The 22,315-nt window shown below is 32.8% G+C and carries 17 protein-coding genes and 1 pseudogene; 7 read left to right on the top strand and 11 right to left on the bottom strand.

Annotated elements, in window-relative coordinates:
- Positions 1 to 371: 371 nt before the first annotated feature.
- The 4 genes from rpsA to BSU00_RS02955 all read right to left on the bottom strand — a co-directional run bounded on the left by rpsA (position 372) and on the right by BSU00_RS02955 (position 5,667).
- A complete protein-coding gene (gene rpsA, locus BSU00_RS02970) occupies positions 372 to 2,141 on the bottom strand; it encodes a 30S ribosomal protein S1 (protein ID WP_105003052.1) in 1,770 nt (589 codons plus the stop codon).
- 258 nt (positions 2,142 to 2,399) lie between these two features.
- A complete protein-coding gene (locus BSU00_RS02965; protein WP_105003051.1) occupies positions 2,400 to 4,184 on the bottom strand; it encodes a DEAD/DEAH box helicase in 1,785 nt (594 codons plus the stop codon).
- A 117-nt stretch (positions 4,185 to 4,301) separates the two neighbouring features.
- A complete protein-coding gene (locus tag BSU00_RS02960) occupies positions 4,302 to 4,847 on the bottom strand; it encodes a hypothetical protein (RefSeq protein WP_105003050.1) in 546 nt (181 codons plus the stop codon).
- Positions 4,807 to 5,667 (bottom strand): hypothetical protein, encoded by an 861-nt coding sequence (locus tag BSU00_RS02955; RefSeq protein ID WP_105003049.1) that lies wholly within the window; start codon positions 5,665 to 5,667, stop codon positions 4,807 to 4,809. The genes BSU00_RS02960 and BSU00_RS02955 overlap by 41 nt, the downstream gene beginning before the upstream one ends.
- Positions 5,668 to 5,844: 177 nt before the next feature.
- On the opposite strand from BSU00_RS02955, the gene BSU00_RS02950 reads away from it, so the two are divergent.
- Positions 5,845 to 7,467, top strand: a complete 1,623-nt coding sequence (locus BSU00_RS02950; protein WP_105003048.1) for an ABC-F family ATP-binding cassette domain-containing protein — start codon at positions 5,845 to 5,847, stop codon at positions 7,465 to 7,467.
- A 67-nt stretch (positions 7,468 to 7,534) separates the two neighbouring features.
- Here the strand turns inward: BSU00_RS02950 and lon are convergent, their stop codons facing one another.
- On the bottom strand, positions 7,535 to 9,988 hold the full coding sequence (gene lon / locus BSU00_RS02945) for an endopeptidase La (protein ID WP_105003047.1): 2,454 nt from the start codon (positions 9,986 to 9,988) through the stop codon (positions 7,535 to 7,537).
- A gap of 216 nt (positions 9,989 to 10,204) precedes the next feature.
- Between lon and BSU00_RS02940 the strand changes: the two genes are divergently transcribed.
- On the top strand, positions 10,205 to 10,891 hold the full coding sequence (locus tag BSU00_RS02940; protein ID WP_105003046.1) for a lipopolysaccharide assembly protein LapB: 687 nt from the start codon (positions 10,205 to 10,207) through the stop codon (positions 10,889 to 10,891).
- Between the two features lie 108 nt (positions 10,892 to 10,999).
- Here the strand turns inward: BSU00_RS02940 and BSU00_RS02935 are convergent.
- The 5 genes and pseudogenes from BSU00_RS02935 to BSU00_RS02910 all read right to left on the bottom strand — a co-directional run bounded on the left by BSU00_RS02935 (position 11,000) and on the right by BSU00_RS02910 (position 17,224).
- Positions 11,000 to 11,613 (bottom strand): annotated as a pseudogene (locus BSU00_RS02935) (LysE family translocator).
- A complete protein-coding gene (locus BSU00_RS02930; protein ID WP_105003045.1) occupies positions 11,613 to 12,647 on the bottom strand; it encodes a quinone-dependent dihydroorotate dehydrogenase in 1,035 nt (344 codons plus the stop codon). Before BSU00_RS02930 ends, BSU00_RS02935 begins: the two are co-directional and overlap by 1 nt.
- Before the next feature lie 74 nt (positions 12,648 to 12,721).
- Entirely contained in the window at positions 12,722 to 15,148 is a 2,427-nt protein-coding gene (gene pheT, locus BSU00_RS02925) for a phenylalanine--tRNA ligase subunit beta (RefSeq protein WP_105003044.1), read from the bottom strand.
- A 405-nt stretch (positions 15,149 to 15,553) separates the two neighbouring features.
- A complete protein-coding gene (locus tag BSU00_RS02915; protein ID WP_146104779.1) occupies positions 15,554 to 16,111 on the bottom strand; it encodes a hypothetical protein in 558 nt (185 codons plus the stop codon).
- A gap of 255 nt (positions 16,112 to 16,366) precedes the next feature.
- A complete protein-coding gene (locus tag BSU00_RS02910) occupies positions 16,367 to 17,224 on the bottom strand; it encodes a hydroxymethylglutaryl-CoA lyase (RefSeq protein WP_105003041.1) in 858 nt (285 codons plus the stop codon).
- Positions 17,225 to 17,391: 167 nt separating this feature from the next.
- On the opposite strand from BSU00_RS02910, the gene BSU00_RS02905 reads away from it, so the two are divergent.
- From BSU00_RS02905 to lysA, 5 genes are all read left to right on the top strand, one after another.
- Positions 17,392 to 17,949 (top strand): RNA polymerase sigma factor, encoded by a 558-nt coding sequence (locus BSU00_RS02905; RefSeq protein ID WP_255402266.1) that lies wholly within the window; start codon positions 17,392 to 17,394, stop codon positions 17,947 to 17,949.
- Positions 17,950 to 18,474, top strand: coding sequence for a hypothetical protein (locus tag BSU00_RS02900; protein WP_105003040.1), 525 nt, complete (start codon positions 17,950 to 17,952; stop codon positions 18,472 to 18,474).
- A 374-nt stretch (positions 18,475 to 18,848) separates the two neighbouring features.
- Positions 18,849 to 19,544 (top strand): hypothetical protein, encoded by a 696-nt coding sequence (locus BSU00_RS02895; RefSeq protein WP_146104778.1) that lies wholly within the window; start codon positions 18,849 to 18,851, stop codon positions 19,542 to 19,544.
- A gap of 12 nt (positions 19,545 to 19,556) precedes the next feature.
- The gene (locus tag BSU00_RS02890; RefSeq protein ID WP_105003038.1) at positions 19,557 to 20,288 is read left to right on the top strand and encodes a head GIN domain-containing protein; all 732 of its coding nucleotides are present in this window, start codon (positions 19,557 to 19,559) and stop codon (positions 20,286 to 20,288) included.
- Between the two features lie 148 nt (positions 20,289 to 20,436).
- Complete coding sequence (gene lysA / locus BSU00_RS02885) at positions 20,437 to 21,642, top strand: diaminopimelate decarboxylase (RefSeq protein ID WP_105003037.1); 1,206 nt, start codon at positions 20,437 to 20,439, stop codon at positions 21,640 to 21,642.
- 221 nt (positions 21,643 to 21,863) lie between these two features.
- Here the strand turns inward: lysA and rplI are convergent, their stop codons facing one another.
- Positions 21,864 to 22,313 (bottom strand): 50S ribosomal protein L9, encoded by a 450-nt coding sequence (gene rplI, locus BSU00_RS02880; RefSeq protein WP_105003036.1) that lies wholly within the window; start codon positions 22,311 to 22,313, stop codon positions 21,864 to 21,866.
- Positions 22,314 to 22,315: the final 2 nt, after the last annotated feature.

Here is a 22,315-nt window from a genome sequence, read left to right as displayed (position 1 = left end):
TTTATGATAAATGTAAAATGCGCTATGGTTAGGTATTAATGCCATAGGTATAGCATCAATAAGTATTATAAAGGGAAAGAATCTTAAGGCATAGTATGGTAATCGAATTTATTATTAGACAGTGCAAAACTACAAACTTTAAACCATTTAAAAACAAACAATTATTAAAATAAATAATATTTGTAGTTACGATAATAAAAAACAACAAAAAATATATTTTCGATAATAAAACCCAATATAACCGCTAAAAAAGTAAGTTTTATGACAACTTTTTACTAATTACAAAACACCTAAACGCTAAGATTAAGTACAAAAAAAGCTGCCTAGAATATTTCTAGACAGCTTACAAGAATTATTTAATAGAGGGAGGTTTATTTTCCTTCCATTTTTTTCTTTAATTCAGCTAGACCTCCAATATCACCTAAAGTAGTTTTCTCTACTTCTTGTGCTTTCTTAGCGGCAGCCTTCACATTCTTTTGTTCCTCTTCTCTAAAGATAGACGTATGAGAAACAACGATTCTTCTGTATTCTTTGCTAAATTCAACTACCTGGAATTTTACAGTATCCCCTTTAGCTAATTTACCTCCATCTTCTTTGTCTAAGAAACGAGAAGGAGCAAAAGCTTCCACTCCATCAGCAAAAGAAACGGTTGCACCTTTGTCATTCTTTTCTTTAACAGTTCCTTCATGGATAGATCCGATAGCGTAGGTCGCTTGATGTGCATCCCAAGGATTGTCTTGCGTTTGTTTGTGTCCTAAGTTTAATTTACGATTCTCAACATCTAATTCTAAAACTTGAACTTCAAGTTTATCTCCTACAGTTACAAAATCAGATGGATGCTTGATTTTCTTTGTCCAAGATAAATCAGAGATGTATACTAAGCCATCAATACCTTCCTCTAACTCCACAAAAACACCGAAATTGGTATAGTTGCGAACAGTACCTGTATGTTTAGAACCAACAGGATACTTTGTAGTGATGTCTGTCCATGGGTCAGGGTGCAATTGCTTCATACCTAAAGACATTTTACGCTCTTCACGGTCTAAGGTTAAGATTTGAGCCTCTACTTCGTCGCCAACTTGAACAAAGTCTTGTGCAGAACGAAGGTGCGTTGACCATGACATTTCTGAAACGTGAATTAAACCTTCAACGCCATCCTCTACTTCTACAAATGCACCGTAGTCAGCAAGAACAACAACTTTACCTTTTACTTTATCTCCAACTTTAAGATCAGAACTTAATGCTTCCCAAGGATGCGCAGATAATTGTTTCAACCCTAACTGAATTCTTGATTTGTTATCATCAAAATCAAGGATTACAACATTTAATTTTTGGTCTAATTCTACTACTTCATTCGGATGGTTAATACGAGACCATGACAAATCTGTAATATGAACTAATCCATCAACACCACCTAAATCCACAAATACTCCGTATGAAGTGATGTTTTTAACAACACCTTCTAGTACTTGTCCTTTTTCTAATTGACCTATAATTTCACGCTTTTGATCTTCTAAATCAGCTTCAATTAAAGCTTTGTGTGATACAACAACGTTTTTAAATTCATGGTTAATTTTAACAACCTTGAATTCCATTGTTTTCTCCACATATTGATCGTAGTCACGGATCGGTTTAACATCGATTTGAGAACCTGGTAAGAAAGCTTCGATACCAAATACATCCACAATCATACCTCCACGAGTTCTGCACTTCACAAAACCATTTACGATTTCACCTGTTTCATGTGCATTGTTAACGCGATCCCAAGCCTTAATTACTCTCGCTTTCTTGTGAGATAATACCAATTGACCAGAAGCATCTTCTCTCTTGTCAACTAATACCTCTACTTTATCACCAACGGCTAAATTTGGGTTGTAACGAAATTCATTTAAAGATATTACTCCTTCTGATTTAGAGTTGATATCAATAATAGCATCGCGATCCGTAATACGAACCACCAAACCTTCAATTACATCGCGCTCATTTACGAAACCTACAGTTCCTTCAAGAGCAGTTTCAAATTCTTTTAATTTAGCTTCATCTACAGCTTCAATACCTTCTTCGTATTTATGCCAATCAAAAGTTGCTAAAAATTCTGCTGGATTTACAGCTTCTGCTGTGTTTTTTGTTTCTTCAGACATGTCTGAAATGATTTTTGTATCTTTTTGTTAACCAGATTATTAACAATATTAACGCAAAGAGAAATTAAACGTATAAAAAAATTCTTTAATCCTTTCCTAATCTGTTACTGTAAAAAGGAGTGCAAATTTACGTGTTTTTATTCTATTAGCCTAATTTAAGTTTAGATAAATATCTAACTATAAACGATATATCCCATAAATAAAAAACACAGTGGATACGTATCTACTGTGTTTTATTGTATAAACTACCAAAGGAATTTACGATTTTCTGCGTCTTCTGCCGAAACCAGAATGTGCTTTTTTAGGAGAAGTGTCTTCTCTCCTCCTGCCAAATTCCCTTTTAGAATTAGGCTTTGCATCTCTACTTCTTCTCTTTCCGTTAAAACCACCACCTGATTTACCTCTGCGTCGATTTCTGTCTCTACCGCCTCCTCTATCGGTTTTTGTAATTTCTATATTTACATTCCTACCATTAAAATCGGGTTCATTTTCTTGAAACTTCAATAAAGCTTGTTCCTCAAAATTTTTATCCAATTCAAAAAATGAAAAAGTATCTAAAATATCAATTGCTCCTATTTCGATTTTATCTCCAATTCCTTGGTCGTTAATTAGTCCAATTAATTTGGCAGGATTTAGGCGATCTTTTCTCCCTAAATTAATGAAGAATCGTGTCATATCCTCACTAGAAGATCTTCCTCTAGAATTTTCTTTAGAAGATAAATCATTGAGATCGGGAGCGTTTTGATAATATGATAAAAAGGTATTGAACTCTAGTGATACAAATTTTTGGATGAGTTCTTCTCTAGAAAGACCCGCTAACATTTCATTAATCGCTGGCGTAAATTCAGCAATTTCTTCTTCATTTACAGAAATATTTTTGACCTTATCTATTAAATGAAACAACTGCTTTTCACATATTTCCTTACCAGATGGCACCGGAGTATGCACAAACTTCTTTTTAATGATACGTTCAATTGGATGTAAACGACCTCTCTCTTTCTTCGTAACTAAAGCTATTGAAATTCCTTTATTTCCTGCTCTACCAGTACGACCACTTCGGTGGTTGTAATTTTCTATTTGATCGGGCAGTTTGTGATTTATCACATGAGTTAAATTGTCTACATCTAAACCTCTTGCTGCAACATCAGTTGCCACTAACATTTGGATATTCTTCTTTCGAAATTTCTCCATAACACTATCGCGTTGCCCCTGTGATAAATCACCGTGCAATGCATCGGCACTATAACCATCTCTGATTAAAAAATCTGCTACCTCTTGCGTCTCTCTTCGCGTTCTACAAAAAACAATAGCGTATATATTCGGGTTAACATCTGCTACTCTCTTTAATGCAGCGTATCTCGTGCGTTCAGTAACTAAGTAATACTCATGACTTACATTATCAGAACCCTGATTTTTTTGACCGGATGTAATTTCTACTGGATCAGACATGTAGTTTTTAGCGATCGCTTCAACTTCTTTTGGAAACGTGGCAGAAAACAATAATGTCTGTTTTGATTCTGGCGTAGCCTCCAATACTTTATCCAATTCATCCTTGAATCCCATGTTGAGCATTTCATCTGCTTCATCCAAAACTAACCATTGCACTTGGCTTAAATTTAAAACTCTTCGTTTAATAAGATCAACCGTTCTACCTGGTGTACCTATGACAATTTGAACCCCTTTTTTGAGCTGTTTGATTTGTTGTTCGATATTAGCACCTCCATACACTGTGGCAACTTTCAAATCAGGAATGTACTTTGAAAATTCTTCTATATTTTTTCCTATTTGTACAGCAAGCTCTCTCGTAGGTGATAAAATAATGGCTTGTGTACTTTTAATCGAAGGATCTACTTGCTCTATAATCGGAAGACTAAAGGCAGCTGTTTTACCAGTTCCTGTTTGCGCAAAGGCTTTTAAATCTTGATCGGAGTTAATAATTTGCGGAATTGCTTTTTCCTGAATAACGGTAGGTGTTTCATAGCCTAAATCTACCAAGGCTTTCTTAATAGGCTCTTTGAGCCCTAATTCTGAAAATGTTGACATACTGTGATTTTCGAACTCACAGATGCCCATCTATGAATTCTTTTTAATTAATAATATTCTTTAGGGAATATTTTGGACGGCGCAAATTTACGCTAATTTGATGAAACAAAGGGCTTTTTAATTATTTTTCTGCAATTCGAGTAAGTCATCCTCCATATCAACACTTCTCAAACCAGCATAAACTTTTTCTACCTCACCGTTTTTATTGGCAATGATTAGTTTGGAAAAATTACTTACTAAAAAATTAGTAGCCGAACTTGTTTCAGGTATCTTATATTGGTATTTGATAGGAATTCTTTTAAAATAAGATCCTTTACCTTTTTTTGATGCTTGATGAATAAACTTAAAGTCTATAGTTGGATATTTATTTACAAGATAATTAAATCGAGAACAAACTCTTCCTTTAACATCGTTTTTAGCATTATAAAAATAAAAAACTGCATTGTTTTTATTCAGTAACTCTGCAATGTCCACTAAATCTCCAGTAGGAGATTCTAATTGAATATTAGGCAACGAGTTATTCTCATCAAAAAAACTAAAATCATTTATTAAATTTTGAACCTCTTCTTTATCCTTACTATTGGTACTTAATTCAAAAAAAGTTTGAAATGCTGTTTGGAATTTATCGGTATCCGCTTTTCGAAAAAGATATGGTAATATCATAAAGTAATTGATTTCTAAATGCGGTATCCTTGATTTCTTTATTGGTATTGTTTAATAAGTCTACTACAAACTGTTCGGAACTCTCTGAACCGGAACTAAGACTAGAATCATATACAATTTTTTCCATTACATACTGTTGATAGGGACCGAAATAGAGTAAAGAATCATTTCGGTATGCAATGTCTTTTCGAAAATCGTAAAAATTTGCAGACAACTTTTTTCGATTTTGCAAATTATATTTTCTAGCATAGGTTTCTAAGTTGGAATACAACGGATAACGCAATGCTATAGATAAAATGGTCTGAAAATTTTCTGATTCTTCCGGGTAATTTTTCAAATAATTGGTGTAGGTATTGTTCCTGACCGTTAAAATAGAATCTGCCATTTTAAGTATTTCAGACTCGCTATTCGTATTATTAATCAACAAGTCTTTAGTTGCAACCTCGTTTTGCAAAAATGTTTCAATGAGAAGATTATTACGTTTTGCATTTGATCCACTGTATACCAAAGACTCATCAAAATCCCAGGTATTTAATCGCAGCATTAAGCTATCATTTGGTTCCATGAAAATGTCTTGAAACTCAACACCGTGTTTGAAACGATATACTCCTGCTTCAAAATTTTCATATTTTTTAAAAAACGTATTTAATCCTCTTTCTACTGGAATAGTATCTACAAATCCCTTGTGGTTAAGCAGAACCACAAAACACCCTTTAGGATTGATAATTTTACCTCCAAAATAGGTGTATTTTTTTTCTACTTTGGAATTGCATCCAATTAAAGATAAAAGAAATACAACAGAAAATAAATACTTTGTCATTTTCGTGGTTTATGCATTAATGCAACTATCAAAAGTAACATTATGTCCTATATTAAGATGTTAATTCAATGTTAAAAGACAACACATTTTTTTTACAATTTTGAGCAAATAAAATTCAAGGAGTAGCAGTAAACCTATTAAATTTTATACTTTTGCAAAAATTTTAAAAAGCTAAAAATGTTATCAGTTTCAAATTTATCAGTGCAGTTTGGTAAACGAATTTTATTTGATGAAGTGAATACAAAATTTACCCAAGGGAATTGTTACGGTATTATCGGAGCGAACGGTGCTGGAAAGTCTACTTTTTTAAAAATTCTTTCTGGAAAAATTGAACCAACCTCTGGGCAAGTTCATTTGGAAACAGGAAAAAGAATGTCTGTACTCTCTCAGGACCATTATGCTTTTGATGAGGTTCCTGTTTTAGAAACTGTTATCATGGGGAATAAAGAATTATTTGCCATTAAAAAAGAAATTGATGCCTTGTATGCTGATTACACAGATGAAAACGCAGAAAAGATCGGGGAGCTTCAGGTTACTTTTGAAGAAATGAATGGTTGGAATGCAGATTCTGAGGCTGCTGCCATGCTATCCAACCTTGGTATTAAAGAAGACCTGCACTATTCACTAATGAAAGATTTAGATGGAAAACAAAAAGTACGTGTACTATTGGCACAAGCACTTTTTGGTTCTCCAGATGTCTTAATTATGGATGAGCCTACCAATGATTTAGATTTTGAAACGATTTCATGGTTAGAGAGTTTTCTCGCCAATTACGACAACACAGTCATTGTAGTATCTCACGACAGACACTTTTTAGATGCTGTTTGTACGCATATATCCGATATTGACTATGGAAAAATAAATCATTATTCAGGAAATTATACCTTTTGGTACGAGTCGAGTCAATTAGCAGCAAAACAAAGACAGCAACAAAATAAAAAAGCAGAAGACAAAAAGAAAGAATTAGAAGAGTTTATTCGAAGATTTTCTGCGAATGTTGCCAAGTCTAAGCAAGCGACATCTCGTAAAAAGATGATTGAAAAATTAAATGTTGAAGAAATAAAACCTTCAAGTAGACGATATCCAGCGATAATTTTTGACAGAGATAGAGAAGCGGGAGATCAAATTTTAAATGTGGAAAATCTCACTAAAACAGATCATGAAGGAGAACTTCTTTTTTCTAACATTGATATCAATTTGAACAAAGGAGATAAAGTAGCAATAATTTCAAAAAACTCTAAAGCCACCACTGCTTTTTACCAAGTTATTACCAATAATGAAAAGGCTGATAGTGGAAAGTTTAGCTGGGGAGTAACTACAACACAATCGTATTTGCCTTCTGACAATTCAGAATTTTTTCAAAATGGAGAATTAAATTTAGTAGATTGGCTTCGCCAATATGCTAAAACTGAAGAAGAAAGAGAAGAAGTTTACCTTAGAGGTTTTTTAGGAAAAATGATTTTTTCAGGAGAAGAAGCTCTTAAGAAAAGCAATGTACTTTCTGGAGGTGAAAAGGTGCGATGCATGCTATCTAGAATGATGATGACTAGAGCCAATATTTTATTGGTAGACGAGCCTACAAATCATTTAGATCTAGAATCTATTCAAGCATTAAACAACTCTTTAATAAATTTTAAAGGTACCGTGCTATTTACGACACATGACCATGAATTTGCACAAACAGTAGCCAATAGAATTATTGAAATTACACCAAAAGGGGTAATTGATAAATATGCAACTTTTGACGAATATTTAAGTGATACAAAGGTTAAAGAGCTACGAGAAAAAATGTATGCATAAAATTTCATGAACAATAAAAAAGGCATTTCTAATTAGAAATGCCTTTTTTTATGTTGCGCTATTGTCGTTAGAGTTTTCTCGCGTTTTTTACCTTTTGTTTGGTCAATGCAACAGCAATTACCTCATGCATCTCTGTAACGTAATGAAACTTTAAACCTTTTAAATAACTTTTCTTTATTTCTTCTATATCTTTTCTGTTTTCTTCACACAAGATGATATCCTTTATATTAGCTCTTTTAGCTGCCAATATTTTTTCTTTAATACCACCAACCGGCAACACCTTACCCCGCAAAGTAATCTCTCCAGTCATCGCTAATTTATTCTTTACTTTTCGTTGTGTAAATAAAGAAACCAAAGAGGTTAACATGGTAATACCGGCACTTGGACCATCTTTAGGAGTTGCTCCTTCCGGAACATGAATATGAACATCATAAGTGTTTAAAACTTCTGTGGAAATTCCAAAATCTTCAGCATTTGCTTTTATATATTTCATTGCTATCGTAGAAGATTCTTTCATCACCGTTCCTAGGTTTCCGGTTATGGAAAGATTCCCTTTTCCTTTCGATAGGATAGACTCGATAAACAAAATATCTCCACCGACACTTGTCCAGGCAAGACCTGTAACTACTCCTGCAGTATCGTTATTTTCATATTTATCGCGTTCTAATCTTGCTGGTCCTAGTATGGTTTCAATATCATCATTGGAAAGCGAAACGGTATACTCCTCCTCCATTGCAATAGATTTTGCGGCGTAACGCACTACTTTAGCGATGTGTTTTTCTAAACCACGAACACCAGATTCTCTGGTGTAACCTTCAACAATTTTTTCAATTTGACTTTTACCTAATTTCAAATGAACTTCGGTTAAGCCGTGTTCTTTTAACTGTTTTGGTAATAAATATTTTTTTGCGATTTCAATCTTTTCCTCAATTGTATATCCGGTAACATTAATAATTTCCATTCTATCGCGGAGAGCCCAAGGAATCTGTCCTAAATTATTGGCTGTAGCGATAAAAAGAATCTTAGAGAGATCAAAACCAACTTCTAAATAATTATCGTAAAACTCTGTGTTCTGTTCCGGGTCTAATACCTCTAACATCGCAGAAGATGGATCACCTTGATGACTTTGTCCTAACTTGTCAATTTCATCTAAAACAAAAACCGGATTCGAAGTTCCAGACTTTTTTATATTCTGTATTAGACGTCCTGGCATTGCTCCAATGTAGGTTTTTCTATGCCCTCTAATTTCAGCCTCATCGCGTAAACCACCCAAAGACATTCGAACATATTTTCTTCCCAAAGCCTCTGCAACAGACTTCCCTAAGGAGGTTTTCCCAACACCCGGAGGACCATACAAACAAATGATTGGAGACTTCATATCCCCACGAAGTTTTAAAACTGCAAGGTGCTCAATAATTCTATCCTTAACTTTTTCAAGGCCAAAATGATCTCTATCTAGTATCTTTTGCGCTTTTTTTAGATCAAATTTATCCTCTGAATATTCTCCCCATGGTAATTCTAACATCAACTCTAAATAGTTGCGCTGTACGCCATATTCCGCCATTTGCGGATTCATGCGTTTTAACCTATTTAATTCTTTATCAAAAACCTCTGCTACCTCTTTGTTCCATTTCTTTGTTTTTGATTTTGAACGCATTTCATCGAGTTCTTGATCGTGTGAAACTCCACCTAATTCATCTTGAATCGTTTTTAATTGCTGATTGAGATAATATTCTCTTTGCTGCTTGTCTAGATCAGATCTAGTTTTCGACTGAATATCATTGCGCAATTGTAGTTTTTGCAACTCTTTATCTAAATTTTTAAGTGTTAAAAGTGCACGTTCTTTAAGGTTATCTTTCTCTAACAAAACTTGTTTCTGCGCAACACTTAATTCCATATTAGAGGAAATAAAATTAACCAAAAAAGAACTGGATTCAATATTCTTTATGGCAAAGGAAGCTTCGGATGGAAGCATAGGGTTTTCCTTAATAACCTCTAAAGCTATTTCTTTGATCGACTCTATAATGGCGTCAAACTCCTTTTTATCATCAATATCCCGTTCGTCTTTAGCTTCTTTTACGATTGCTTTCAAATAGGGAACATCTTGAACAATTTCCTCTATTTCAAAACGTTTTTTCCCCTGAATAATTACGGTAGTATTTCCATCTGGCATTTTTAACACCCTTAAAATTTGAGCGACAACACCTGTACCATATACGTCATTAGCAGAAGGGTCTTCTACATCTTCATTTCGTTGCGCTACAACACCAATAACCTTGTTTCCTTTATTGGCATCTTTGATAAGCTGAATAGATTTATCTCTACCCGCTGTTATTGGAATAACAACGCCAGGAAAAAGAACCGTATTCTTTAAAGGCAGAATAGGAAGTTGCTCAGGAATCTCTTCATTATTCATGTTTTCTTCATCTTCAGGTGTTAAGAGGGGAATTAACTCCGAATTCTCATTAAAAACATCTTGAAGCGACAAATTGTCTAATTGTATTATTTTTGATTTACTCATATTATATTTTCTGTCATGTTGGCACTATACATTCCTTTAATAATGTAAGGAAAACAGCCACTTTACCTGTAATTTCTTGTACTATAACTACTTAAATATAGAAAAAGATTAGTAGTATAACAAATAAATACAATTGTTATGCCAAGAATAAATAAAACAACGTTTTCGATGTAACAAAAGTAGGATTAGTTCGTCACATAAGACAAGTTAAATATTATGAAAAGATACTACACCATATTTTTCCTTGCCGCATTTTTATTTAGTTGTTCTAGAAGCGTAAACAGTCGGGAGTTTATAACGAAAGCAACCGGACGTTATTACTTTAATTCCGATGAAACCATTCAAGTTTACTTTAAAAATGAAAAGCTACTAATTAATTGGCGTAACAAAGAGCTTATTCCAACACGAATTAATGACAGCACATTTTATGTAAAAGAAATGAATGAAAAACTGGTATTCGATACCATTAATAATAAAATCACGTTGGCAAAAAAGAGAGAACATAAAGAATTAACCTATGTATTTGAAAAACTAAAAGAAGGAGAAAAAACTCCAAGAGAATACCTTAATGAAAACAATTACGAAATGGCGTTAGCAGGATATTTAAAAATTCAAAATAAAGACTCATTAGACAAAACCATATCCAGTTCTACACTTCGAAAATTAACGCGATCTTTCACTAGAAACAAAAAATATACAAAGGCCATTAATACCGCAAAAATAAATAGTATACTACACCCAAAACAATCTATGCCATTTTATTTTCTCGGTAATGCATATCTTAAAAACAAAGACACTATTAATGCGAAAATAGCCTTCAAAAAAGCCTTAGAAATAAATCCTGAAAATTACAGAGCGCAAGATAATCTAGAAACATTGGCAGTTACACATACAGACAATTAAAAGAGTGTAAGTTTACAAAAGGTTGCAAAAAAAAATATCAGAATGATGAATTAGAACATCCGTTAGAATTATTGTTTTATTTTTTTAAAAAATAAAACAACAAAAGAATTAAAGTAAAATAAATATCGCAATAGTAGTAAATACAATAATTTGCAACCATTTTAACAAGTAGCCAATACTTTTGTTTTTCTTTATATAATCAGATATTGTTCCGCCAGTATGGCAATAGTAGAAAATATAATCAGCGAAGTTATAATGAATAAAAAACCTAAAACATAAAATTGCACTACTGTTGAGATAGTGTCGGAAAATAAAAATTGTGGAAAAAAAGCAACAAAGAAAATAGTAACTTTTGGATTTAAAACATTCATGGTAAACCCAATTTTAAACAATTCTGAAGTTGTCTTTTGTTTCACACCTTCTGTCGAAAAAATTATAGACGCATCACTTTTGTAAACCATATAAGCCAGATATAGCATATAACCGGCACCAAATAATCTAATACTAAAAAAAAGCTGTGCATTTGCTTTTAGTAATTCAGAAACACCAAAAGCAACCAAAGTGGTATGAATGAGACATCCTGACATTAAACCAGCAACCGTTGCTAATCCAAATTTTTTACCATTAACGATACTTTGCGTTAATACAAATATATTATCCGGGCCAGGAGAACAAGCTAATGTTGCAGTTGCTAAAACAAAGGAAACTAAAATTTCAAGCATTACAACTGCTCTATAATTGCTTTATTAATACGCTTCACAAGTTTTGGTCCCTCGTATACGAAACCGGTGTAAATCTGTACTAAATCAGCGCCTGCATTTATTTTTTCTAAAGCATCTTTTTCTGAATGTATCCCTCCCACTCCAACAATAGGAAAAGCTTTGTTAGACTTTGTTGCCAAATATTGAATAACTCGGGTACTTCTGTCTTTAATAGGTTGCCCACTTAAACCACCATTTCCAATAGCATCAAGTGCAGACTTAGACATCTGTAAGCCCTCCCTGAATACAGAGGTATTCGAAGCAATTACACCGTCTATTTTGGTTTCAGACACTAGTGTAATAATTTCGTCTAATTGATTGTCGTTAAGATCTGGAGCGATTTTTAATAAGATAGGGCGTTGTACTTCCTCTTTATTGTTTAACTTTTGAACCTCTGAAATTAATTCATATAAGTAAGCAACATCCTCTAATTTTGCATGGCTACTTACATTCGGACAACTTACATTGAGAACAAAATAATCTACATAGGGATGTAAGCCTTTAAAACAAGTTACATAGTCGTCGGTGTAGTGATCTGGATCGGTATTGGTATTTTTACCAATATTCCCGCCAATTATAACCTTTCCGTTATTACTTTTCAATTTTGAAATAGCCGCCTCTAATCCATCGTTGTTAAAGCCCATTCTATTTATGATACCTTGGTCTTCTTTTAATCTAAAAAGTCTTTTTTTAGGATTTCCCTGCTGTGCTTTTGGTGTAACCGTACCAATCTCAATAAAACCAAAACCAAAATTACTGAGTTCTTTATAAAGTACAGCATTTTTATCAAAACCTGCAGCTAAACCAACAGGATTTTTAAATGTTAAACCAAATAAGTTTCTTTCTAACTTTTTATCTTTAATTTGATACAAGCTTCTGAATAAGGGAGAAACTAGAGGTACCTTACTTAAAAAACGAATTAAGCCAAAGGTAAAATAGTGTACTTTTTCGGGATCAAAAAGAAAAAATATGGGTCGGATTATTAACTTGTACATAGACAAAACTCTTTATAGATATAGGGTCATAATATTTTATATATAAAAAACTCCAAAGTATGGAGTTTTTTATTTTATCGTAAAACAGCATCAAGATTTTTTTCAAACGTGCGCTGTAACTTTTGCATAATTTTTTCAATCTCTTTCTCTGCAAGTGTTTTCTTTTCGTTCTGAAGAACAAAACTCACTGCATAGGATTTCTTACCTTCTGGTAAATTATCTCCTTGGTAAACGTCGAATAAATCTACTTCTTTTAAAAGTTTTCTTTCCGATTGGAAGGCTAAATTATAAATTTCTTTAAAATCCACTTCCTTGTTTAAAAGCAAGGCTAAATCACGTTTTACAGAAGGAAACTTGGGTAATTCGACAACCTTAATTTTCTTATTTTTTACAAGATCTAATACATTTTGCCAATTAAAATCAGCAAAAAGAACTTCTTGTTTTATGGAAAACTTTTTTAGTATAGTAGGTTTTACAACACCAACATCTGCTATTTTAGTTTTCCCTATACTTAGGGTGATACCTTCCGAAAAAACATCAGATTTTGTAGGTGTCGATTTCACATGTACCAATCCTAACTTTTCCAATAAAACATTAACAATACCTTTTATGTAGAAGAAGTTAGCTCCTTCTGATTTACGAGTCCAGGTATCTTTGCTTTTAACCCCAGTTACAAATAAAGTTAAGTGTTTTTTTTCTTCGTAACCACTATCGTATTTATGATAGGATTTTCCAAATTCATAGAATTTTAAAGCATTTTGTTTGCGATTTATATTGTACGCTACACTTTCTAAACCACTAAATAGTAACGACTGACGCATAACTTTTAAATCATTACTCAAAGGATTAAGCATGGTAACATTATGATCTTCGTTTAAACTTTCCAAGACTTCTACATACTCTGGTTTCGTTAACGAGTTTGCCATAGTCTCGTTAAAGCCCAACGCAGTCAATTGATTCGCTGTGGTATTTTCAATTTTTGTCTGTTGGTTAGCGACAAAAGAAATAGAAGTATTTAACTTGTGTGAAAATTCAACATTATTATAGCCATAAACACGTAATATCTCTTCGATTATATCTGCTTCTCGCTGAACATCAACGCGATAAGAAGGGATAGTTAAACCTAGTCCTGCCTCTGTTACACTGCTTATTTTTATATCTAATGATGCTAAAATATTTTTTATGGTTTCCTCAGGAATTTCTTGTCCGATTAATCGATACGCGTTTTCAAAAGAAAGAAAAACTTGAAAGTCTTCCATTTTTTCTGGATAGAAATCTAGTACATCCGAAGACAACTTACCTCCCGCATATTCTTCAATTAACAATGCAGCTCTCTTCAAGGCATATTTTGTCATATTAATATCTATACCTCGCTCAAATCTAAAAGAAGCATCTGTGTTCAGCGCATGCCTTTTTGCTGTTTTTCTTACCGATACGGGATTAAAATAGGCACTTTCTAAAAAAATAGAATTCGTATGCTCATTTACACCGGAATGCAATCCTCCAAACACTCCTGCAATGCAAAGCGGATTGTGTTCTGCATCACATATCATAATGTCTTCTGAAGAGAGTTCGCGTTCTACTTCGTCTAAGGTGGTAAACTTAGTTCCTTCTTCTGCGTTTTTAACAACTATTTTATTTCCTCTAATTTTAGCGGCATCAAAAGCATGAAGCGGCTGACCAAGCTCGTGTAATACATAATTTGTAATATCTACAATATTATTTTTAGGAGTAATTCCAATCGCCTTCAATCTATTTTGTATCCATTCTGGCGAATCTTTTACTTGAATATCAGTTATGGAAATCCCACAATATCTTGGCGTTAGTTCTCTATCAGCAACTTCAATATCAATCTTAAAGGTGCGCTCATCGACGTGAAAATCAGATACTGATGGAGAAATCAACTCTAAACTTGTACCTTGTTGAATTAAACCAGCCCTAAGATCACGTGCCACGCCGTAGTGACTCATCGCGTCTGCTCTATTTGGTGTTAAACCAATTTCGAAAACGTAATCTATCTCAATATTAAAAACCTCCGCACAAGGTGTACCTACTACTAAATTTTCATCGAGAACTAAAATACCTTCATGACTACTACCAAGACCTAATTCGTCTTCGGCACATATCATTCCATGACTCTCCTCTCCCCTTATTTTTCCTTTTTTTATTTTAAATCCTTCGCCTTTAGCATCGTATAATACAGTTCCAATAGTTGCCACTGGAACCATTTGACCTGCAGCGACGTTTGGAGCACCACAAACAATTTGAACGGCAGAACCATCTCCTAAATCTACTGTGGTAATATTGAGTTTATCTGCATTTGGATGTTTATCACAAGTCAATACTTTTCCTACAACTACACCTGCTAGACTACCTTTAATACTCTCTACCTTCTCAATTCCCTCCACCTCAAGACCAAGGTCGGTAAGCAGTTCTCCTACTTTTTCAATTTCTAGATCAAATTGCAAAAATTGACGTAACCAATTATATGATACTTTCATTTTTTAAAAAAACTTATTTTGACGACAAATTTACACAAATTAAAGGAAAAAACTTTCGGAACAATATAGAATATGTAACTTTCAATTTAAGATTAATAATAGCAGAGGTTAACAACCTCTTTTTCAACAAAAACCGTAAGTTCTACAGCATTAACAAAGACAAAACCAGTAAAGAAAAGATACTGCAATATCTTCTTACCAAAATTAAAACTAACCTCTAAGTATGTGGGTAACCATATATATATATATATTTAAGAAATACTGATGCTATCATGGAGGATACAACACAGAAATTACCTCTAAAGAATAGCGTGAAAAGTCTTGAAATTACAACAAATAGCTTTGCAATTATTTTAGAACAATATCCAAAAAACCAAATATATAAGGCATAAAATTTTGCAGTGCTTACTGAATGTATTTTTTGATGTTATTACGAATGGAGGCACGATATGCAACTAGTTCAGGATATTGGTAAAAAAAATTTATTTTTTTTTGAGCTATAGTCCTTGGCTTTTTTACCTTGTCTTTTAAAACAAAATACGTCCAGCTTTCAACAATGTCTTCCTCAGGACTTTCAGCAGCATAATCGGTTACAAAATCAGAGTAATTCTCTGTATACAAACCGAATAATTTTTCAATACACAATTCACTGTCTTCAATAAAACAATGTCGCTCTTTGATGTAATCCCATCTATCGAGTAATTTTCCTTTCCAGAATAGCGAGACGAACTTGTTTAAATAACTGTATTTATACGCCTCTCCTTCTACGGTAAGATACGGTGCACCCTCTACTTGTTGCGACTTAGAAGTGGGACGAATTTGTGTGTTATTTAAGGTTAGCAAATGACCAAACTCATGAATAAGGGTGTATACCGATTCTCTTAATCTTGTTTTGTCTTTAGACCTAAAATTAACATCTAAAGTATCGATCACAAGTTGCCACTGGTCGTTTCTTTTATTCAAAGCACCTATTGCCCCTGTTTTCTCATCTAGTCCATCGGAGATTAGAACAATTTGTTTTATGTATTTTTTGGTGAGATCCTTGGGAAATATTTCATAAAATGTTTGCCAATGATAGGCAGCTAACGCATCATTTTTGGAATTATTCTTATTAAACTTTCCATTTATAATGGTCCAAGATCCGATTTTTCATCCCCCGAAGAATAATGAAAAAATGAAAAAATAATAGAAGAAAGTAATACAATAAATTTCATAACTCTAAAAAATATCGAGTGCTTTATTATAAGCACTTTCAAAACTCATAGGTTTAATATTTGTTTCTACTTTGTTCGTCGTAAAATACGACAATAATTTTTCTGTTGGCATATTTCCGGTTAGATCATCTTTAGCCATCGGACATCCACCATATCCTTTAATAGCACCGTCAAAACGTCTGCATCCTGCTCTATAAGCACTGTCTACTTTCTCTAACCATGTATCTGAGGTGGTATGCAAATGCGCCCCGAATTCTATATCTGGATATGCTGGTATGAGATTCGAAAACAAATAGGAAATTACCGACGGAGTGGAACTTCCAATAGTATCTGATAAAGATAATATTTTTACACCAAAAGTACTAAGTTTTTCTGTCCATTCCCCAACAATATCAACATTCCAAGGATCTCCATATGGATTGCCAAAACCCATAGACAAATATGCTACTACCTTTTTGTTATTCCGATTAGCAATAGATAGAACCTCTTGTAAGGTACCTATAGACTGTTCTATTGTCTTGTGGGTATTTCGCATTTGAAAATTTTCAGAAATGGAAAAAGGATACCCTAAATAATCAATTTCCTCAAAAGCACAAGCATCATTGGCACCTCTAACATTAGCTACAATTGCCAATAATTTACTGGTAGTGTTCGACAAATCTAATTTCTCTAAAACAGCTGCAGTATCTCGCATCTGAGGTATCGCTTTTGGAGATACAAAACTACCAAAATCGATAGTATCAAAGCCTACTCTTAATAAAGAATTGATGTATTTTGCTTTGCTTTCTGTCTCTATAAAGTGACTTTTGATGCCTTGCATTGCATCTCTTGGACACTCCACTATTTTAACCGATTTACTCATTGCTCAAATATACATATTTTCACCTATTTTAAAATTTATTTTGAAAATTACAAAGTGATATTTTTTATCAATAAAATATATTTATCATTTTTTTTAAAAATTAAATTAATAAAACTGTAACATATCCAATAGTATTTTGTCTTTTAAATAAAGACTACTATTCAAACTTGAAAAATAGAGATAACAATTTATTAATTGAGGGGTGCATCAAGAAAAAGAAATCTGCGCAGTTAAAGTTGTATAATAAATATTGCAGAGCAATGTATAATACCTCATATAGAATACTAAGAGATGAATACGAAGCGGAGGATATAATGCAGGAAGCATTCCTAACCGCTTTTACAAAAATAGAAAGCTTCAAAGGAGAGGTGAGTTTTGGTGCTTGGTTAAAAAAGATTGTGATTAATAAAAGTCTAACACAACTCAAAAAAAACATAAAATATCGGGAGGTTAAATTAGAAATAGTTCCAACAACAGAAACAGAAGAAGAAACAGAAGCATCTTTTGTTAATACAACATACCAAGCAAAAGAAATTATGCAGGCTATTAATAGTTTGAAAGAAAATTACAGGTTAGTATTAACCTTAAACTTTATTGAAGGCTATGATTATGAAGAAATTGCAAGCATACTGAACTATTCTAACGAAAATGTAAGAACAACGATTTCTAGAGCAAAGAAAAAGCTTAAAGAAATATTACAATACAACGAATTTAAATATTACTAAATGAGTGAAGACATAAAAAATATAATTGAAAATATAGATTTTGATATATACGAGCCTCCAAAAGGGCATCAAAATCGCTTCGAATTACGATTAAAAAAGAAAAAACAAAACAGTAAGAGCTGGATAGGAATTGCTGCCTCGATTGTACTTTTATTAGGGCTAACCCTAAACAATATCCAGGAGAAAAACAATGGGTATAACCTTAGTAAGGTGTCTCCAAAAATGGCCGAGACAGAATCCTTCTTCATGTCTACGATAACCCAAGAGCTAAAAGAAGTCGAAAAATACAGAAATTTACAAACAGAGACCATAATTGAAGACTCCCTAAGTGAAATTGAAGAACTTGAAGATAAATTTACCGGGCTTAGTGCAGAATTAGAAAGCCATGATAATAAAAGAATCATAATTCAAAAGATGATACTTAATTACCAACAAAGACTAGATGTTTTAGACAATTTATTAAAAGCATTAGAAACGAAAACTGAAAAAATAAAACCAAATAAGAAAAATGAAAATTATCTTTAAAATCATACTATTTTTGTTTTTTCGCCTACCGTTTTACAGGCAAATGAAACAAAAATTTAGATAAAAAACACGAAAAAAGTAAAACAATTTCTAAAGATTTTAATGTCTTAGGCAATGCAGTTGTATTAATTGACAATAAATATGGCAATTTAAATGTAACTACTTGGGACAAAAATAAAGTTGAAATAAAAGTAATTATTACTGTCAAGGGAGATGATATTTCTTCTGTAAATGATAAATTAGATGGCATAACGATTGCTTTCAAAGGCACAGACTATTTGGTGGAGGCAAAAACAACCATACAAAAAAATAAATCACGTTGGTCTTTTTGGAACACAAAGAGTATCGAGTATAAAGTGAACTATTTCATTAAAATGCCGAAAACAAATAATATAGATTTTACAAATAAATACGGAAACATCGCAATTGATGAAACTACCGGTAAAACCGATATAAAATGTGCATACGGAAATGTTTACATCGACCAACTGCAAAATCAAAGTAATGTTATCAATTTGGATTATTGTGGTGCCTCGGAAATCAATTACATTAAAGGAGGAAACATTTCCTTAGACTATTCCAAATTAGATATTGACACTACCGAAGAGCTTAAACTTAGCTCTGATTATTCCAATTTTAAAATTATCGATGCCAAATCCATAAACTTTAATTGTGACTACGGCACTATTTCTGCTAAAAATATAGAGAAAATAAGTGGAAGCTCTGATTACACAACAATTAAAATTGGAAAACTAAAAACCAAACTAAAAGTAAGTACCGATTATGGAGCTATTCAAATTGAAAACTTAGAAGATACTTTTGAAGATGTAACTATAAATAGTGACTATGCAAGTGTAAAAATGGGAACGAAAAGCAGTAATAATTTCAAATTTAATATTGCCATTTCTTATGCTAACTTTAGCTATCCTGAAAATAACACAGAGATCTTCAAAAGAATTAAAAAATCGAACAACAATTACTATGAGGGCGTGTTTGGAAATGGGAGTCCAAATGGGGCTATCAAAATAAATTCTTCCTATGGAAGTGTAAAACTAAAACTTAACAACTAAAAGACTATTAAAATGAAAAAAGCAATCATAACATTACTAATATGCGTCACAGGAATGCAAACCAGTAACGCGCAAAGTTGGTGGAACTCAAAAAAAGTGAAAGGAAATGGAAACCTAATAAAAGAAAAAAGAAATGTAGAAGGTTTTGAAGCCATAAGTTTAGAGGGTTCCTTTGATGTCAAATTAGTTTCCGGAAATGTTGGGGAAATTACTGTTGCAGCAGAAGAAAATCTACTTCCATATATAGAAACTTACGTAAGACGAAATAACTTAATTTTAAAGTTTAAAGACAACACCAACATTAGAGCTACAGAAGACATTACTATTGTGGTACCTTTTAATTCTTTAGATGCAATTTCTCTTGGTGGTTCTGGTAACATCGAATCATTTAAAGCTATTACATCTAATTCAATAGCAATAAGTATAGGTGGGTCTGGAAATATTAAAGCCATCGTAGATGCTAAAGAAATTTCAACTGCTATTGGTGGTTCTGGTAATATCATTCTAAAAGGAAAAACAGAAACTCTAGATTGTGCAATAGCTGGCTCTGGTAATATTAAAGCATACGATTTAGAAACCGACAAAGTAAATGCAAGCATTGCAGGATCAGGAGATATTTTAACTTATGTCAATAAAATTTTAAAAGCGAGTGTAATTGGTTCGGGAAGTATTTACTACAAGGGTAAACCTGAAAAAATTGACTCCAATTCTCTGGGTTCAGGAGATGTAATCAACAGAAACTAATTGTAATAATACATGGAAATAAAAAACTAGAACGCGACGTTCTAGTTTTTTTATTTTCTACAAATCTAGAAGATATGTTTATTTCTTAAAATAAATTTCGATGCCGTAAACACTTTTATACTTTTGGTTTTGAATTTATTTATTGATTATGAACTCGAGTGAATTACTACGGTTAGCAGACACCTACGGATGCCCTTTATACTTCTATGATACGGATATAATTATCCGACAATACCAAGAAATAACCAAAGCCTTTTCGAAGGTAAAAAACGTCAAGATTAACTATGCTGCAAAAGCGTTGTCAAACATAAATATTCTAAAGGTTTTCAATTCCTTACAAAGTGGGTTAGACACTGTTTCTATACAAGAGGTAAAAATAGGTTTACGAGCAGGTTTTTCTCCGAAAGACATTATTTATACACCAAATGGGGTATCTCTTGATGAAATTGAGGAAGTCGCTGCTATGGGAGTTCAAATAAATATTGACAATCTTTCCATTCTTGAATTATTTGGACAAAAACACCCTGAAATACCAATATGTATCCGAATTAATCCGCATGTCATGGCTGGTGGAAATAGCAAAATATCAGTAGGGCATATAGACTCTAAATTTGGTATTTCTATTCACCAAGTTCCTCATATAAAAAGAGTTGTCGAAAACACTGGGATGCATATTAATGGTGTACATATGCACACCGGTTCAGATATCTTAGATATCGATACCTTTTTGCGAGCTACAGAAATACTTTTTGATGTTGCGAAGCAATTTGATAATATTGATTTTATTGATTTTGGAAGTGGCTTTAAAGTTCCATACAAGCAAGATGATATAGCCACCGATATTCAAGAGTTAGGAAAGAAGCTAACCAAGAGATTCAATAAATTTTGTGAAAATTACGGTAAAGATGTAACCTTGATGTTTGAACCCGGTAAATTTTTAGTGAGTCAATCTGGATTTTTTTTAGCAAAAGTAAACGTAATAAAACAAACAACATCTACAGTTTTTGCAGGTATTGATAGTGGCTTAAATCATTTCATTCGACCAATGTTCTATAATTCATACCATCATATAGAAAATATTTCGAACCCGAAAGGGAGAGAACGATTTTATAGCATCGTAGGTTATATTTGCGAAACAGATACCTTTGGATCCAACCGAAGAATTTCAGAAATTAGAGAAGAAGATATCTTGTGTTTCCACAATGCAGGGGCGTATTGCTATTCCATGTCATCTAACTACAATTCAAGATACAGACCCGCAGAGGTTATGCTTTACAATGGTAAAGATTATTTAATTCGAAAGAGAGAAACCCTAGAAGACATTTTACGCAATCAGGAAGAAGTTAGCCTATAAAGTGATATAAAGAAAACTCCAATCTAAAATTAGATTGGAGTTTTTAACACTATTAGGCTATAAAAAACTTAGTATATAGTGTAATTTCACAGATAAACTCCCCTAATAATTTATCTGTTGCACGAATTTATGAATTAGCAAATAACAAAAAAACAGGAAAAACCTTGTTTATAAAAAAAGCCCGCATCAAGCGGGCTTTATAATTTATGTGAACGTTGTAATTACTTTTCAGCTACAACTTCAAAGGTAATATCTAGAACTATCGTTCTGTGCAAACGAATCGCAGCATTGTATTTACCTAATCTTTTAACATTACCTCCAGTAACCTTGATAAATTTTCTATCAATTTCAGTACCTTCTTTAGCAATTGCAGCAGCTAAGTCAGCATTGTTAACTGAACCGAATAATTTATCTCCAGTACCAACTTTAGAAGCTATCTTAATTTCGTAACCTTTAATAGTATCTGCTACTTTGTTAGCCTCTTCAATCTCTTTAGCTTCTTTGAAAGCACGTTGCTTTAAATTTTCTGCTAAAACTTTTTTAGCTGAAGAAGTAGCTAAAATTGCATAACCTTGAGGTATTAGGTAGTTACGTCCATAACCATTCTTAACAGTTACGACATCGTCTTTAAAACCTAAATTTTCTACGTCTTGTTTTAATATCAATTCCATGT

It is taken from the genome of Tenacibaculum sp. SG-28, assembly GCF_002954385.1.
Classification (GTDB): domain Bacteria; phylum Bacteroidota; class Bacteroidia; order Flavobacteriales; family Flavobacteriaceae; genus Polaribacter.
Note: the sequence above shows the minus strand (reverse complement) of the source record. Positions and strands in the feature narration are given on the sequence as shown.